We start from the raw sequence: 15,812 nt of genomic DNA on the forward strand, positions 1-15,812 counted from the left end.
TCGCATTTGACGCAAACCATGACCGCCGCCCCCGCCCTGCTGGACGTGCGCGACCTGCGCAAGCGCTACGGCAGCGCCACCGCCGTGGACGGCGTCTCGTTCGCCATCGCACCGGGCGAATGCCTGGGCGTGATCGGCCCCAACGGCGCCGGCAAGACGACCACCATACGCATGTGCCTGGGGCTGACCCCGCCCGACGGCGGCAGCATCCGCTACCAGCCGAGCGGCGGCGCGCCGGCGCTGCAGATGCCGCGGGATGCGCTGGCCATCAAGGCCGAGCTCGGCGTGGTGACGCAGTTCGACACGCTCGACCCCGATTTCAGCTGCGCCGAGAACCTGCGCGTCTATGGCCGCTATTTCGGCCTGCCGCGCGCCACGCTCGACGCGCGCATTCCGCGCCTGCTCGAATTCGCCGCACTCGCGCACAAGGCGGCGGCCAAGCCCAGCGAGCTCTCGGGCGGCATGCGGCGGCGCCTGTCGCTGGCGCGCGCCCTGGTCAACGCGCCGCGCCTGCTATTGCTCGACGAGCCGACCACGGGTCTCGACCCGCAGGCGCGCCACCTGATGTGGGAGCGCCTGCAGCGCCTGGTGCAGCAGGGCACGTCGATCCTGCTGACCACGCACTTCATGGACGAGGCCGAGCGCCTGTGCACGCGCCTTCTGGTGCTCGACCATGGCCGCACGCTGGCCGAGGGTGCACCGCGCGCGCTGATCGCCCAGCACCTGGAGCGCGACGTGGTCGAAGCCTATGGCGCGGGCGCGCTGGCGCTGCAGCACGACGCCGCGCTGCGCGCCCTGGCGACCCGCATCGAAGTCAGCGGCGAGACGGTGTTCTTCTACACCCAGGACGCCGCGCCGCTGCTGCAGGCGCTGGGCGCGCAGGGCCCGCTGCGCACGCTGCACCGGCCCGCCAACCTCGAAGACCTGTTCCTCAAGCTCACGGGCCGGCAGATCCGCGACGACGCATGACCCCCCGTTCCGCACCCCCCAGCATCTGGCGCGCGCCCGCCCTGTCGGGCCGCTGGTGGCCGGTGTTTCTGCGCAACCTGCTGGTGTGGCGCAAGCTCGCCATCCCCAGCCTGGTGGGCAACATCGCCGAGCCGCTGATGTGGCTCGTGGCGTTTGGCTACGGCATGGGGGCCCTGGTGGGGACCCTGCCGGTGGCCGGGCAGCCCGTGCCCTACATCCTATTCCTGGCCAGCGGCTCGGTCTGCATGAGCGCCATGAACGCGGCCAGCTTCGAGGCGCTGTATTCGGCGTTCTCGCGCATGCACGTGCAAAAGACCTGGGACGGCATACTCAACGCCCCCGTGGGCCTGGACAACATCGTGTTCGCCGAGATGCTCTGGGCCGCCTTCAAGGCGCTGTTCACCGTCACCGCCATCCTGGGCGTGATGCTGGCGCTGGGCATCAGCCACAGCCCCAAGCTGCTCGCGGCCTGGCCGGTGCTGCTGTGCGCCGGCGTGATGTTCTCCAGCATCGCGCTGGTCTTCAATGCGCTGGCCAAGAGCTACGACTTCTTCACGTACTACTTCACGCTGGTGCTCACGCCGATGATGTTTCTGTCGGGCGTGTTCTTTCCGCGCGACCAGCTGCCGCCCGCGGTGCGGGCCGTCTCCGACTGGCTGCCGCTGACCAACGCCATCGAACTCGTGCGTCCGATGTTCCTGGACCAGTGGCCGCAGCAGCCGCTGCGCCACGGCCTGGTGCTGCTGGCGACGACGGTGCTCGCGTTCTGGCTCGCGCTGGCGCTGACGCGGCGGCGCTTTGCGGCCTGACGGCCGCGGCACCCCTGGCCGCAGAGCATCAAAATCGATAGCGCCCTACGCAGACTGGACAAGGCCCAGTGGCCTTTTTGGCTTTGAAACACGCCCTCCCATCTGCGCGGGGCTGCGCGCTAGGGTGGCGCCGCGCCCCGGCAGCCGCGCCCCGCCGGTTCAGCCAGGTCATTCCTGCAGCAAAAATTACCTTTGGCAAAGCGCCGCGCTGCACACCCTGGCGCGCGCGCAGACCGCGCACGCCCAACGGACCGGGCCGCTCGGGAGCGGGCACGGAAACTGCATGGGCGTTGGACAGTTGCGGTACGAACGCAGCCTTGCGCTTTGTGGTGAGTGTCCGTTCCCGCCCTTGAAAAAGAATACGCCTGTCCATGCCCTGCCCGCCAGTGCCCGACGCCGCGCGCACCAGTGCCTTGCCGCTGGCCGCGGGCGCAGCGCTGTTCCGCTCGTTCTGGATGGGCGGCTACGAGGGCGCGGACCATGTCAACAGCCAAGGCGTGCCGCTGCGCACCAACCATCACAATGGCCACACGCGGTGGTACGCGCACGACTATGCGGCCGCGGCGCGCCTGGGGCTGCGCACGGTGCGCGAGAGCATTGGCTGGCGGGCGGGCACGCGCTGCGACGGCACGCTGGACGTGCAGCGCCTGCAGCGCCTGGCCGACGCCGCGCAGCGCCACGGGCTGCAGGTGGTCTGGACGCTGCACCACTATGGGCTGCCGCCGGGCGTGGATTTCTTCGCCCCCGGCTTTGCCCCCCGCTTTGCCGATTTTTGCGACCGCGTGGCGCGTGCCCTCCGGGGGCGCAGCGATGCGCCGCCCGTGTTCCAGCCCATCAATGAAATCTCGTTCCTGAGCTGGGCGGTGGGAAGTTCCGATCTGGTGCACCCGTACCGCGGCGGGTCGGCGCAGCGCGGCTATGAACTCAAGTGCCGCCTGGTGGCGGCTGCGCTGCAGGGGTGCGACGCGCTCTGGGCCACGGAGCCACGGGCGCGCATGGTGCACACCGACCCGCTGATCCATGTGGTGCCGGACACGGCCTGCCCTGCGCCGGACGGCTCCGGCGACCCCGAAGCCCGGGCACGGTGGGCGGCGGAGGCGCAAGCCCTCACCGAATCCCAGTTCGAAGCCTGGGACATGCTGTGCGGGCGCCGCGAGCCCGGCCTGGGCGGCGCGCCGCGCTACCTGGACGTGCTGGGCATCAACTACTACCACAGCAACCAGTGGGCGCACCCCAGCAACCAGCGCCTGCACTGGCACCTGGGCGATGCGCGCCGGCGCGGCCTGGACGCGCTGCTGGCCACCGTGTGGCAGCGCTATGGCCGCCCCCTCTTCATTGCCGAGACCGGCCACGTCGGCGCCGGGCGCGCGCGCTGGCTCGACGATGTGGCCCGCGCCGCCGAGCGCGCGCTGTCGCAGGGCGTGCCGCTGCAGGGCATCTGCCTGTACCCGCTGCTCGACCGCCCCGACTGGGAAGACCCCACGCACTGGCACCGCAGCGGCCTGTGGGAGGTGCCCCAGGCGGCCGCTGCCTTCAGGCGCGTGCTGGACTTTCCCTACGCCCGGCAGCTGCGGCGCTGGCAGCGCGCCCTGCCCGCCGTACCGACCGCGCCGGGGGCTGCGCCCCGTGCGGGCCCCGCTTCTCTTCCCCTACCGGAGGCCACTCCCATGAACACCACCACGCTGATCGTTTTTTCTCACCTGCGCTGGGATTTTGTCTACCAGCGGCCGCAGCAGCTCATGTCGCGCCTGGCGCGGCGCATGCCGGTGCTGTTTGTCGAGGAGCCGGTGCCGGGGGCGGCATCGGAGTTTCTGGAAGTGATGGACCCCGAAGTGGGCGTGCGCGTGCTGCGCCCGCATGTCAGCAGCGAAGGCGCCGGCTTCCACGATGCGCACACCCAGGCCGTGCAGGCGCTGCTTGCCACCTATCTGCAGGAACATGCCGTCCAGCGCTACTGGCTGTGGTTCTATACGCCCATGGCGTTGCCCCTGGCCGAGCGGCTCCAGCCCGAGGGCGTGGTGTACGACTGCATGGACGAGCTGTCGGCCTTTCGCTTCGCTCCGCCCGAGCTGCTGCAGCGCGAAAACGCCCTGTTTGCCTGCGCCGACCTGGTGTTCACGGGCGGCCACAGCCTGTACGAGTCCAAGCGCACGCGCCACCCGAACGTGCACTGCTTCCCCAGCAGCGTGGACGCGGCGCACTTCGCCCGCGCCCTGCAGTCCGACCACGCCGCGCAGGCCCACCTGCCGCACCCGCGCCTGGGCTATTGCGGCGTGATCGACGAGCGCATCGACCTGGACCTCGTGGCGGCGCTGGCCGACGCACACCCCCGCTGGCAGATCGTCATGGTGGGGCCGGTGGTGAAGATCGACCCTGCCACGCTGCCCCAGCGCGCCAACCTGCATTGGCTCGGACAGCGCGACTACGCCGAGCTCCCCGAGCTGATCGGCGGCTGGGAGGTCTGCCTGATGCCGTTTGCGCTGAACCCCTCGACGCGCTTCATCAGCCCCACCAAGACGCTCGAATATCTGGCCGCCGGGCGCCCGGTGGTCAGCACGCCCATCTGCGACGTGGCGGGGCCCTATGCCGGCATCGTCTCTATTGCCGCCTCGCGCTGCGCCTTCGTGGCGGCCTGCGCGGCCGCGCTGGCGCTTTCACCCGCAGCGCGCGCGCGCCAGGCAGAGGCCGTGCGCGCGCTGCTGTCGCGCACCTCGTGGGACGGCACCGCCACCGCCATGGCCAACCTGATCGAACAGCACCGGGCGCCCAGGCCTGCAGCCAGGCCCGCGCAGCCCCGCAGGCAGCCCGCAACAGCCCCACAGCCCCAGCCCGTGGCCCGAACCCCAGCCACGGCCGGCCGGCCCGAGGTGGCGCTGCGGGCACGGGCGACACGCGCTTTGGAAGGCGCTGTCCCCCTGTCCGCTGCCACGACGGCACCCTGAACCCACCTGCTGCCATGGCCCTTTCCGACACCTGCTTTGACTGCCTGATCGTGGGCGGCGGTTTTGCCGGCAGCGTGCTGGCCGAGCGCCTGGCCAGCCAGCTCGGCCAGCGCGTGCTCCTCATCGACCGGCGCAGCCACATCGGTGGCAATGCCTACGACTGCCTGGACGGGGCCGGCGTGCTGGTCCACCGCTATGGCCCGCACATCTTCCACACCAACGCGCAGCGCGTGGTCGACTACCTCTCCCAGTTCACGCAGTGGCGGCCCTACGAGCACCGCGTGCTCGGCGCGGTGGACGGCCAGCTGGTGCCGATCCCCATCAACCTCACCACGCTCAACCGGCTCTACGGTCTGGACCTGGACGAGGCGGGGGCGGCTGCCTTCCTGGCCGCGCGCGCCACGCCCCTGCCCGCCATCACGAGTTCGCGCGATGTGGTGGTCAGCCAGGTGGGCGAAGAGCTCTACGAAAAGTTTTTTGCGGGCTACACGCGCAAGCAGTGGGGGCGCGACGCCTCGCAGCTCGACAAGTCCGTGACCGCGCGCGTGCCCACGCGCACCACTGCCGACGACCGCTATTTCCAGGACACGTTCCAGTGCATGCCGCTGCACGGCTACACGCAGATGTTCGAGCGCATGATCGACCACCCTCTCATCACTTTCTGGCCCAGCACCGAGTTCGCCGCCGTCAAGGGCGCGGTGCGCTACCGCCACCTCGTGTACTGCGGCCCGGTGGACGAGTACTTCGGCTACTGCTACGGCAAGCTGCCCTACCGCTCGCTGCGCTTCGAGCACCAGACGCTGGACCAGGCGCAGTTCCAGAGCGTGGCGGTGGTGAACTACCCCGCGCCCGAGGTGCCGTTCACGCGCATCACCGAATACAAGCACCTCACGGGCCAGCAGCACCCCAAGACCAGCATCACGCGCGAATTTCCGACCGACACGGGCGACCCCTACTACCCCATTCCGGCGCCCGAGAACGCCGCGCTCTACCGCCGCTATGAAGCCTTGGCCGAACGCACGCCGGGGGTCACGTTCACCGGGCGGCTGGGCACCTACCGCTACTACAACATGGACCAGGTGGTGGCGCAGAGCCTGGCGCTGTTCTCGCGCATCGCGGACAAGTACACCGTGGGCGCGGTGGCGGCGCGCAGCGGCGCACCGGTCTGAGCCGGTGCGGCCGCAACCGCCTCACGCCAGCGTATAGGCGGTCTTCACCGTGGTGTAGAACTCCTGCGCGTAGCGGCCCTGCTCGCGCGGCCCGTAGCTCGACCCCTTGCGGCCGCCGAACGGCACGTGGTAGTCCACGCCTGCCGTGGGCAGGTTGACCATCACCATGCCGGCCTGGCTGTGGCGCTTGAAGTGCGTGGCGTGCTTGAGGCTGGTGGTGGCAATGCCCGCGGCCAAGCCGAACGGCGTGTCGTTGGCCACGGCCAGCGCTTCGTCGTAATCCTTCACGCGAAGCACGCTGGCCACGGGGCCGAAGACTTCCTCGCGGTTGATGCGCATGGCGGCATGGGTGGCGACCAGCAGGGCCGGCGACATGAAATAGCCCTGCTTGCCGGCGCCCGTGTGGCAGGCCACGCGCGCGCCACCGCGCAGCAGCGTCGCGCCCTCGGCCTGGCCGATCTGCACGTACGCGAGGTCCTGTTCGAGCTGCGCCTGGCTGACCACCGGCCCCATGTCGGTGCCGGCCGCCAGCGCGTCGCCGATCCGGATCTGGGCCATGCGCGCCTGCAGGGCCTCGATGAACCGCGGGTAGATCCCCTCAGTGACGATCAGCCGGCTCGACGCCGTGCAGCGCTGGCCGGTGGAGTAGAACGCGCTTTGCGCACTCAGCTCCACGGCCTGGGCCAGGTCCGCATCGTCGAGCACCACCTGCGGGTTCTTGCCGCCCATCTCGAGCTGCACCTTCTTGCCGCTCTTCACGCAGGCTTCGGCGATGCCGCGGCCCACGCCCACCGAACCGGTGAAGCTGATGGCCGCCACGCCGGGGTGCTGCACGAGCGCATCGCCGATGACGCTGCCGCGCCCCATGACCAGGTTGAACACGCCGGCCGGCATGCCGCTGCGGTGGATGATCTCCGCGAGCGCCCAGGCGCTGCCGGGCACCAGGTCGGCGGGCTTGAGGACCACGCAGTTGCCGAAGGCCAGGGCCGGAGCGATCTTCCAGGCGGGGATCGCGATGGGAAAGTTCCAGGGCGTGATCAGACCGACCACGCCTATGGGCTCGCGCGTGATCTCCACGGCTATGCCGGGGCGCACCGAAGGCAGGGTCTCGCCGGCCAGGCGCAGGCATTCGCCGGCGAAGAACTTGAAGATCTGGCCGGCGCGGGCCGCTTCGCCGATGGCCTCGGCGCGCGTCTTGCCCTCCTCGCGGGCGAGCAGTGCGCCCAGCTCCTCCTTGCGCGCCAGGATCTCGTTGCCGATCTTGTCGAGCGCGTCGTGGCGGGCCTGGATGCCCGACGTACTCCAGGCCGGGAAGGCCGCCGCGGCGGCGGCGACGGCGGCATTCACCTCGCTGGCACCGCCCTGCGCGTACTCGCCGATCACATCGGTCAGGTCGCTCGGGTTGACATTGGGGCTGTAGCTGGTGCTGGCGACCCATTCGCCATGGATCAGGTGGTTGAACTGGGGCATGGACGCTTCCTTCACCGGGCCCAGCGCAGGACCAGCGGGTCGAGGCGCCGCGCGATGTCGATGAGCTGGCGGCGCACTTCGGGGTGCAGCGGCGGCCAGGGCGCGCGCGGTGCCTCGCAGGCAATCACGCCGCCTTCCTTCATCAGCGCCTTGGCGGCCAGGAAGCCGGCCTGGCGGTTTTCGTGGTTGATCAGCGGCAGCCAGCGCTGGTACTGGGCGAACGCCGTGTCCTTGTCGCCCGCGCGGTGCGCCTCGATGATGGGGCGGATGCCGTCGGCAAAGCCGCCGCCGGTCATGGCGCCCGTGGCGCCGGCCTCCAGGTCGGCCAGCAGGGTAATGGCCTCCTCGCCGTCCCACGGGCCTTCGATGGCCTCGCCGCCCAGCGCAATCAGCTCGCGCAGCTTGCCCGCCGCGCCGGCGGTTTCCATCTTGAAATAGCTGACCTGCTCGATCTGCTGGGCCATGCCGGCCAGGAAGGCCGGCGACAGCGGCGTGCCGGCCGCCGGCGCGTCCTGGACCATGATGGGGATGTCGATCGCGTCGGACACGCCCTGGTAGAAGGCGCGGACCTGCGTTTCGCTGAAGCGGAAGGTCGCGCCGTGGTAGGGCGGCATGACCATCACCATGGCCGCGCCCATGTCCTGCGCGCGGCGGCTGCGCGCGGCGCAGATTTTCGTGCTGGTGTGCGTGGTGGTCACGATCACGGGCACGCGGCCGGCCACGTGCTCCAGCACCAGGTGCGTAAGCGTCTCGCGCTCGTCGTCGCCGAGCAGGAACTGCTCGGAGTAGTTGGCGAGGATGCACAGTCCGTCGACGCCGGAGTCGATCATGAAGTCCACGCAGCGCTTCTGGCTGGCCAGGTCTAGCGTGCCGTCTTCGTGGAAGGTGGTCGGCACGACGGGGTAGATGCCGCGGTAGCGCGGGTTGGAGAGTCCAGGCATGGTGCGGCCCCTTATTCGATGATGTCGAACTGGTCGAGGTATTCGGTCTTGAGCGAGAGGCCCAGGCCGGGGACGTCGTCCTTGAGCTGCAGGAAGCCGTTCTCCGCGATCGGCTCGCCGTCGAAGATGTACCAGAACAGTTCGTTGCCGACTTCCACGTCGAAGATCGGAAAGTACTCGGCCATGGGCGAGGCGAGCGTGCTCATGGTCAGGTGGTAGTTGTGCATCTGGCCGGCATGCGGGATCACGGGCACGGAGTAGGCCTCGCACAGCGCATTGATCTTGTGCGCCGCCGTGATGCCGCCCACGCGGTTGGTGTCGTACTGCACGACACTCACGGCCTTTTTGTCGAGCAGCTGCTTGAAGCCGTAGAGGCTGAATTCGTGCTCGCCGCCCGAGATCGGGATGGGGCCCATGGCGTTGAGTTCGGCGTAGCCGTCGATGTCGTCGGCGATCACCGGCTCCTCGAGCCAGCGCGGTTCGAACTTTTCCAGCTTGGGCAGCATGCGCTTGGCGTATTCGAGGTTCCAGCCCATGTAGCACTCGAGCATCAGGTCGGTGTCGTAGCCGATCACTTCACGGATCGCTTCGACCGACTTGAGGTTTTCCGCCACGCCTTTTTGCAGGTGGGCCGGGCCGTAGCCGAAGCGCATCTTGAAGGCCTTGAACCCCTGGTCGAGGAACTTCTGCGCCTCGTCCTGCATTTCCTTCAGATCGGTGCGGTAGAGCTTGGAGTAGTAGCAGGGAATCTTTTCCTTCGTGCGGCCACCGAGCAGCTTGAACACGGGCTTGTTCACGCTCTTGCCCAGGACGTCCCAGATCGCCAGGTCCACGGCCGAGATCGCCGCCATGGTCACGCCCTTGCGGCCCCAGGCGTGGGTGGCGCGGTACATGCGCTGCCACAGGTATTCGTAGTCCCAGGGGTCCTGGCCGATGACCAGCGGCGCCAGGTACTGATCGATGATGGCCTTGGCGATGCTGGGCGCCAGCGCCACATTGCCGATGCCGACGATGCCGTCGTCGGTCTCGATCTCGACCACGGTCCACGAATGGAAGCGGAAGGTGCTCATGGATTCGGTGTTCGAGTACACCAGGTCCATGGCGTTGGAGCAGAAATTGCCCTGCGGCGGAACGGTTTTGCCCTTCCACTGGAAAACGCGGGCGCGAACGGATTGGATCTTCACAAAGACCTCCTCAAGCAACGGTGGAAAAAGAGGCGGCGGCCGCCGCCGGAAATCTCAGGCCGCGACGGCAGCTGCGGCGCGGTGCGCGCTGCCCATGCGGCAGGCGATCAGAAACGCCTGCCACGTGGCCTCGACGCTGGCCTTGCCCTGGCCCGCGATGTCGTAGGCCGTGCCGTGGGCCGGCGTGGTGATCGGAATCGGCAGACCGCCCTGCACCGTGACCCCGCGCGAGAAGCCCAGCAGCTTGATCGCGATCTGGCCCTGGTCGTGGTACATGGTGACGATGGCCTGGTACTCGCCGGCCTGGGCCTTCAGGAAGATGGTGTCGGCCGGGAACGGGCCGTGGAACGGCGCCTCGGTCGGCCAGTCGCGCGCCTGCAGCGCGGCGACGGCGGGCGCGATGACGTCGATCTCCTCGCGGCCGCAGGTACCGCCGTCGCCGTTGTGCGGATTGAAGCCCGCGATCGCGACCTTGGGGGCCGGCATGCCGCTGGCCAGCAGTGCGCGGTAGATCAGCTCGGCCGCCTGGGCAATGCGCTCCTGGCTCAGGTAGCGGGCCACGTCCTTGAGCGGCACGTGCGAGGAGATGCGCGAGGTCCACAGCTCGCCCAGCGTGTTGAACTCGCAGAAGTAGCCCTGCACGCCCAGGTGCTCGGCGAAATGGTGCAGCTCGTCTTCGTGGCGCAGGCCGCCGAGTTTCATCGCCTGCTTGTTCAAGGGCGCAAAGCAGATGGCGTCGATGTCGCCGGCCAGGGCCGCGTCCATGCAGCGGTCGAGCACCTGCAGCACCGAGCGGCCGCCCGGCGCCTCGGCGCGGCTGCGGTGCACCTCGGCGGGCGCCACCGTCTCCACGGCCAGGAAAGCCGGCGCGCTGCCGGCGCGCCCGCGCACGGCGGCCAGGGAGTCGATGGCCTCGGTCGCCACCGGCAGGCCGGCAATGCGCTGGCCTTCCTCCCAGAGCCAGCGGTCGCCGACCAGCACGATGTTGGCGCGCTCGATGGCTTCGGGCTTGGCCAGCAGGCGCGCGATCAGTTCGGCGCCGATGCCGGCGGGGTCGCCCAGGGTCAGGGCGACGACGGGCTTGTCGGAATGGGGCATAGGTCAGTCGATCTTGATGTTGTTCTTGCGGATGATGTCGCCGTAGCGCTTGTATTCCGCGGCGTGGAAGGCCGCGAAATCGGCCTGCGTCATGGGCGTGAGCTCGGCGCCCACGGCTTCGAGGCGGGTCTTGGTTTCGGGCATCGCCAGCACCTTGTTGACCTCGTCGTGCACGCGCTGCTGCACGGGCTTGGGGGTGGAGGCTGGCATGTAGACGCCATACCAGGCGCCGATCTCGACGGCGGGCAGGCCGGCTTCGGCCATGGTCGGCACGTTGGGCAGCTGGGCGTTGCGCTTGGGCGTGGTGACGGCCAGGGCGCGCAGCTTGCCGTTCTTGATCTGGCCGATCACCGACGGCATGGTGTCGAAGCTCATCTGCACCTGGCCGCTGACCAGGTCGACCAGCGCCGCCGAGCTGCCCTTGTAGGGCACGTGCACGATGTCGATGCCGGCCGCGTCCTTGAACATTTCGGCCGCGATGTGCTGGGTGCTGCCGGTGCCGCTGCTGGCGTAGTTGATGCGGCCTGGCTCCTTCTTTGCCAGGGCCACCAGTTCCGGGACCGTCTTGGCGGCCAGGCCGTTGCTGACGATCAGCACGTTCGGCACCGTGCCGACGAAGGCCACGGGCACCAGGTCGCGGTTGTTGTCGTAGCCGAGCTTGAGCAGGTGCGGCGCAATCGCGTGGGCCGTGACCACGCCCATCACCAGCGTGTGGCCGTCGGTGGATTTCGCGGTCGCGTCGGCCGCGAGCGTGTTCGACACGCCGGGCTTGTTCTCGACGACCACCGACTGCTTGAGCAGCGGCCCGAGCCGGTCGGCCACGGCGCGCGCCATGGCATCGGTGCCGCCGCCCGGCGCCGAGCCCACGAGCAGGCGCAGCGGCTTGGTGGGCCATTCCTGGGCCACGGTCACGGTGCTTCCCAGGGCCAGCAGGCCGCCCGCCAGGGCGGCAAGGATTGTCTTCATGGTTTGTCTCCGGTGTTATTGAAATAAGGACCAGCGCTTGCATGGTAGGCAGGCCATTGATTTCGGTAAACTGAAAATAAACGATCAACCGATAACCTGAAGAAATCAATATGGGCTCCATCGACCGGCAGGATTCCACGCCCCAGCTGCTCAACCGGCTGCGCATGCGGCAGATCGCGCTGATGCTCGCGATCGAGGAGCGCAAGACGCTGCGCGGCGCGGCCGGCCAGCTCGGGCTGAGCCAGCCGGCGGCGACCAAGATGCTGCACGAGCTCGAAAACGCCCTGGGCCAGCCGCTGTTCGAGCGCGTCGGGCGCGGCCTGCAGCTCAACGCGGCGGGCGAGCGCGTGATGGGCTACTTCCGCGGCATCCGCGGCAGCATGGAAGCGCTCAACCGCGACCTGGGCGAGCTGCGCCTGGGCAGCGCCGGGCGCTTTGCGGTCGGCAGCATCATGGCGGCGTCCCCAGGCCGGCTGACCGAGGCGCTGGTCGGCCTGAAGGCGCAGTTCCCGCTGCTGGCCGTCGAGATCGCGGTGGACACCAGCGACCGCTTGCTCGCGCAGCTGCACGAGGGCGTGCTGGAGGTGGTGATCGGGCGCCTGGTGAGCGACGCGGCGCAGGGCTGCGTGTTCCACGCCATCGACGACGAGGGCCTGGCCGTGGTGGTCGGCAACCACCACCCGTTGGCCCGTGAGCGCCGCGTGGACTTTGCCGCGCTGCTGGCCTACCCCTGGATCCTGCAGCCCTCGGGCAGCCCCATGCGCGAGGTGGTCGAGCGCGAGTGCCGCGACCACCAGGCCCAGCTGCCGCGCGGCCTGGTCGAGACGGGCTCCATCCTCACCACGATCAACCTGATCCGCCGCTCCGAGATGGTCGCCGTGATCCCCGAGGCCGTGGCACGGCGCGACGCGCAGCACCAGGTGCTGAGCATCGTCGACTACCCGCTGCGGCAAAAGCTGGCGGCCTACGGCAGCATCGTGCGCCGCGACCGCCCGCCCAGCGGCGCGGCGCTGCGCTTCCTGGAACTGCTGCACGGCTGACGCCCCGCCGTTGCGCTCCATTTTCAGGAGCTTACAACGCTTACCCCATCAGCGTTACAGCCAGTTTTTACTGATATTTCTTCAAGGCGCCGAGAGATCGGGCGCGTCCACCAGCGTGTCCAGCGGCAGCCGGTACAGCTCCTGCAGCAGCTGTGACAGCTGCTGCGCCGCGGCCTGCACCACCGCGGCGCCCTTGTCCGCCGTCGCGGCGGCGGCGTTGCCGGCGGCGCCGGCCCGGTGGTAGTCCTGCATGGCCCAGCCCAGCTTGGCGCTCTTGCCGTTGCCCAGCAGCGCGTATTGTTCGGACCGGTCCTGCGACGTGGAGCGGAAGTGGCGCGCGTGCTCCATGTGCACGGTGTGCGGCGCCAGGTGCAGCATCATCGAGGTTTCGATCTCGCCGGCGTGGATGCCGAAGCGGTGCTCCTCGGCGCTGAACTGGCCCGCCACCGCCGCGGGCAGCGGCAGGCTGAACCAGCTCGCGCTGTAGACCAGCAGGCCGCAGCGCTGGCGCAGCTCGCGCGCCACGATGTCCATCACGCTGACCTGGCCGCCGTGGCCGTTGAGCAGCAGCAGCTTCTTCACGCCGGCGCGCGCCACGCAGGCGCCCAGCTCGGTCCACAGCGCGATCAGCGTGGCCGGCGTGAGCGTGAGCGTGCCGGCAAACGCCGTGTGCTCGGTGCTCAGGCCGACGTTCTGCGGCGGCAGGAACAGCGCCGGCAGCGCGGCCGGCAGCAGGGGCAGCGCGGCGTCGACCACGCCCTGCAGCAGCGCCGCATCCACGCTGAGCGGCAGGTGCGGCCCATGCTGCTCGGTGGCGGCCACGGGCAGCACGGCAATGGTCTGCGCGGCCAGGCCGCTGGCCTGCAGCTGGGCGAAGTCGCGCGCGGACACCTCGGCCCAGTGGCGCGACGGCCAGGAAGGGAAAGCAGCAGCGGCAGAGGAAGCGTCGTTCATGGCCGCGATGTTAGTGGAGCAGCGCAGGCACTGCTGCCATGCGCCGCGCACGCAGGCCATAGCCAGGCAGAGCAAAACCGCTTACGCTGGCACGCGCAAGCTCTGCCGTTGGCGCAGCCTTCCATGCGACAGCGGCAGCGCCCTGCACTGGCCAGACGGCGCCTGGGCGCGGAATCTGCGGCTGGCCTCCCCCTTGGTTCCCGACAACAACGCAAGGAGACTCCAATGACCCGCTTTCCTGCCCATTTCTGCGTCGCCACCGCCACACTGGCCTTGCTCGCTTTGGCAGCGTGCTCGGACAACGACACCGTCGCGACCGCGTCGCCGCCGACTCCCGATACCGCGTGCGACGTGCTCTCCAGCAACGGCTCGGTCACCGTCGGCTCGGGCCTGCCCGGCGACCCGGCGGCGCCCGAGCCGGCGTCGGGTTACCGGCTGGGCATGCAGCCCGTCTATGCCAAGACCTACATGGTCGTCACCGCCAACCCGCTGGCCACCAAGGCCGGTTGCGCGGTGCTGAAAAAAGGCGGCTCGGCGGTGGACGCCGCCGTCGCGGTGCAGGCGGTGCTGGGGCTGGTCGAGCCGCAGTCCAGCGGCCTGGGGGGCGGCGCTTTCATGCTGCACTACGACGCGACCGCAAAAAAAATCGTGGCCTTCGACGGGCGCGAGACAGCGCCGGCCGCGGCCACCGCCAACTACCTGCGTTGGATCGACGACGCCACGCAGCAGACTGCGCCGCTGCCCAACGCGCGCGCCAGCGGCCGCTCGATCGGCACGCCGGGCGTGCTCAAGATGCTCGACCTGGCGCACCAGAGGCACGGCACCATGGCGTGGGCGGAGCTGTTCACCCCGGCCATCGACCTGGCAAAGCAGGGCTTTGCCATCAGCGGCCGGCTGGCGCAGGCCATCAGCGGCTCACAGCCGCAGCTGGTGCACGACAGCGAGGCCGCGGCCTACTTCCTGAACGCCGACGGCAGCCCCAAGGCGCTGGGCACCGCGCTCAAGAACCCGGCCTATGCCGAGACACTGGGCACGCTGGCCGAGCAAGGCACCAAGGCCTTCTACAGCGGCCCCATCGCGCAGTCCATCGTCGACAAGATCCAGATCACGGCCAGTGCCAAGGACGGCTCGCCCATCACGCCCGGCAAGACCACGCTCGCCGACTTGGCCAATTACCAGGCCAAGGCGCGCGAGGCCGTGTGCATCGACTACCGCAGCCACAAGGTCTGCGGCATGCCGCCACCGTCTTCGGGCGGCATCGCCGTGGCGCAGGCGCTGGGCGTCCTCGAGAACTTCGACCTGGCCGCCCACAAGCCCGCGGCCATCGACCTCTATGGCGGCAAGCCCACCGTCATGGGCGTGCACTTGGTCAGCGAAGCGCTGCGCCTGGCCTACGCCGACCGCGACAAGTACGTGGCCGACACCGACTTCGTGCCGCTGCCGGGCAGCGGCGTGGCCACCCTGCTCGACAAGAGTTACCTGAAAACGCGCGCCGGCCTCATCAGCCCCACGCGCAGCATCGGCGTGGCCCCGGCGGGTGACCTGGGCCCGGTGCCGCTGGGCGTGGACAAGACGCCCGAAGGCGGCACCACCCACTTCACCATCGTCGACAAGAAGGGCAACGCAGTGTCGATGACCACCACGGTCGAGTCGACCCTGGGCTCTTTTCACATGGCGCGCGGCTTCATGCTCAACAACCAGCTGACCGACTTCAGCAGCAGCCCGACCGATAGCACCGGCACGCCGATCGCCAACCGCGTCGCCCCGGGCAAGCGCCCGCGCAGCTCGATGGCCCCCACGCTGGTGTTCCAAAAGAACGCTGACGGCAGCCTCGGCGCGCTGGCCATGGGCACGGGCTCGCCCGGCGGCGCGACCATCATCCAGTACGTCACCAAGACGCTGGTCGGTGTTCTCGATTGGGGGCTGGACGCTCAGCAGGCGACCGCGATGGTGGACTTTGGCGCGGCCAATTCGGCCACCACCAACGTAGGCGGCGAGCACCCGAACGTGGTGGCGGCCGATGGCGGGATCAACGACCCGCTCGTGCAGGGCCTCAAGGCACTGGGCCACACGGTCAGCGTGGCTGCGCAGTCCAGCGGCATCAGCACCATCGTGCGCAGCCAGGTGGGCGGCGCGCCCAGCTGGACCGGCGGTGCCGACCCGCGCCGCGAAGGCCTGGTGCTGGGCGACACCTTCAGGCCTTGACGCAAGGGTCGAATACCGCGCACCCAGCGCCCACGGGCCCACAGGGGCCGCCGCGCCGCTGCCAG

General features: G+C 69.6%; 12 protein-coding genes. 6 read left to right on the forward strand and 6 right to left on the reverse strand.

Annotated features, from left to right (window positions below):
• The first annotated feature begins 18 nt into the window (after window positions 1-18).
• The 4 genes from B2J86_RS10250 to glf all read left to right on the forward strand — a co-directional run bounded on the left by B2J86_RS10250 (window position 19) and on the right by glf (window position 5,889).
• Window positions 19-969 carry an ATP-binding cassette domain-containing protein gene (locus tag B2J86_RS10250; protein WP_169636845.1) on the forward strand — a complete coding sequence of 317 codons (951 nt, stop codon included), beginning with the start codon at window positions 19-21 and terminating at the stop codon, window positions 967-969.
• Window positions 966-1,778 (forward strand): ABC transporter permease, encoded by an 813-nt coding sequence (locus tag B2J86_RS10255; protein ID WP_173025480.1) that lies wholly within the window; start codon window positions 966-968, stop codon window positions 1,776-1,778. Before B2J86_RS10250 ends, B2J86_RS10255 begins: the two co-directional genes overlap by 4 nt.
• 371 nt (window positions 1,779-2,149) lie before the next feature.
• Window positions 2,150-4,720: a glycosyltransferase gene (locus B2J86_RS10260; protein WP_254068057.1), complete on the forward strand. Its 2,571-nt coding sequence runs from the start codon at window positions 2,150-2,152 to the stop codon at window positions 4,718-4,720.
• 14 nt (window positions 4,721-4,734) lie between these two features.
• Window positions 4,735-5,889, forward strand: a complete 1,155-nt coding sequence (glf, locus tag B2J86_RS10265; protein WP_173025481.1) for a UDP-galactopyranose mutase — start codon at window positions 4,735-4,737, stop codon at window positions 5,887-5,889.
• A gap of 21 nt (window positions 5,890-5,910) precedes the next feature.
• On the opposite strand, the gene B2J86_RS10270 is transcribed toward glf, so the two are convergent.
• From B2J86_RS10270 to B2J86_RS10290, 5 genes are read right to left on the reverse strand one after another with little or no spacing between them, the layout of a single operon-like run.
• Window positions 5,911-7,359, reverse strand: coding sequence for an aldehyde dehydrogenase family protein (locus tag B2J86_RS10270; RefSeq protein WP_173025482.1), 1,449 nt, complete (start codon window positions 7,357-7,359; stop codon window positions 5,911-5,913).
• An 11-nt stretch (window positions 7,360-7,370) separates the two neighbouring features.
• Window positions 7,371-8,300: a dihydrodipicolinate synthase family protein gene (locus B2J86_RS10275; protein WP_173025483.1), complete on the reverse strand. Its 930-nt coding sequence runs from the start codon at window positions 8,298-8,300 to the stop codon at window positions 7,371-7,373.
• An 11-nt stretch (window positions 8,301-8,311) separates the two neighbouring features.
• Complete coding sequence (locus B2J86_RS10280; protein WP_169636848.1) at window positions 8,312-9,484, reverse strand: L-rhamnonate dehydratase; 1,173 nt, start codon at window positions 9,482-9,484, stop codon at window positions 8,312-8,314.
• Between the two features lie 54 nt (window positions 9,485-9,538).
• On the reverse strand, window positions 9,539-10,582 hold the full coding sequence (locus B2J86_RS10285; RefSeq protein ID WP_169636849.1) for a 4-hydroxythreonine-4-phosphate dehydrogenase PdxA: 1,044 nt from the start codon (window positions 10,580-10,582) through the stop codon (window positions 9,539-9,541).
• Window positions 10,583-10,585: 3 nt separating this feature from the next.
• The gene (locus tag B2J86_RS10290; protein ID WP_173025484.1) at window positions 10,586-11,548 is read right to left on the reverse strand and encodes a tripartite tricarboxylate transporter substrate binding protein; all 963 of its coding nucleotides are present in this window, start codon (window positions 11,546-11,548) and stop codon (window positions 10,586-10,588) included.
• Window positions 11,549-11,658: 110 nt separating this feature from the next.
• Between B2J86_RS10290 and B2J86_RS10295 the strand changes: the two genes are divergently transcribed.
• Complete coding sequence (locus B2J86_RS10295; RefSeq protein WP_173025485.1) at window positions 11,659-12,588, forward strand: LysR family transcriptional regulator; 930 nt, start codon at window positions 11,659-11,661, stop codon at window positions 12,586-12,588.
• Window positions 12,589-12,669: 81 nt separating this feature from the next.
• On the opposite strand, the gene B2J86_RS10300 is transcribed toward B2J86_RS10295, so the two are convergent.
• Window positions 12,670-13,542, reverse strand: a complete 873-nt coding sequence (locus B2J86_RS10300) for a creatininase family protein (RefSeq protein ID WP_169636852.1) — start codon at window positions 13,540-13,542, stop codon at window positions 12,670-12,672.
• Between the two features lie 225 nt (window positions 13,543-13,767).
• Here B2J86_RS10300 and ggt point away from each other — a divergent pair, with 225 nt between their 5' ends.
• A complete protein-coding gene (gene ggt / locus B2J86_RS10305; RefSeq protein ID WP_169636853.1) occupies window positions 13,768-15,747 on the forward strand; it encodes a gamma-glutamyltransferase in 1,980 nt (659 codons plus the stop codon).
• The last annotated feature ends 65 nt before the right edge of the window (window positions 15,748-15,812 follow it).

The organism is Acidovorax sp. SRB_14 (assembly GCF_012932145.1).
Classification (GTDB): Bacteria; Pseudomonadota; Gammaproteobacteria; order Burkholderiales; family Burkholderiaceae_C; genus Simplicispira.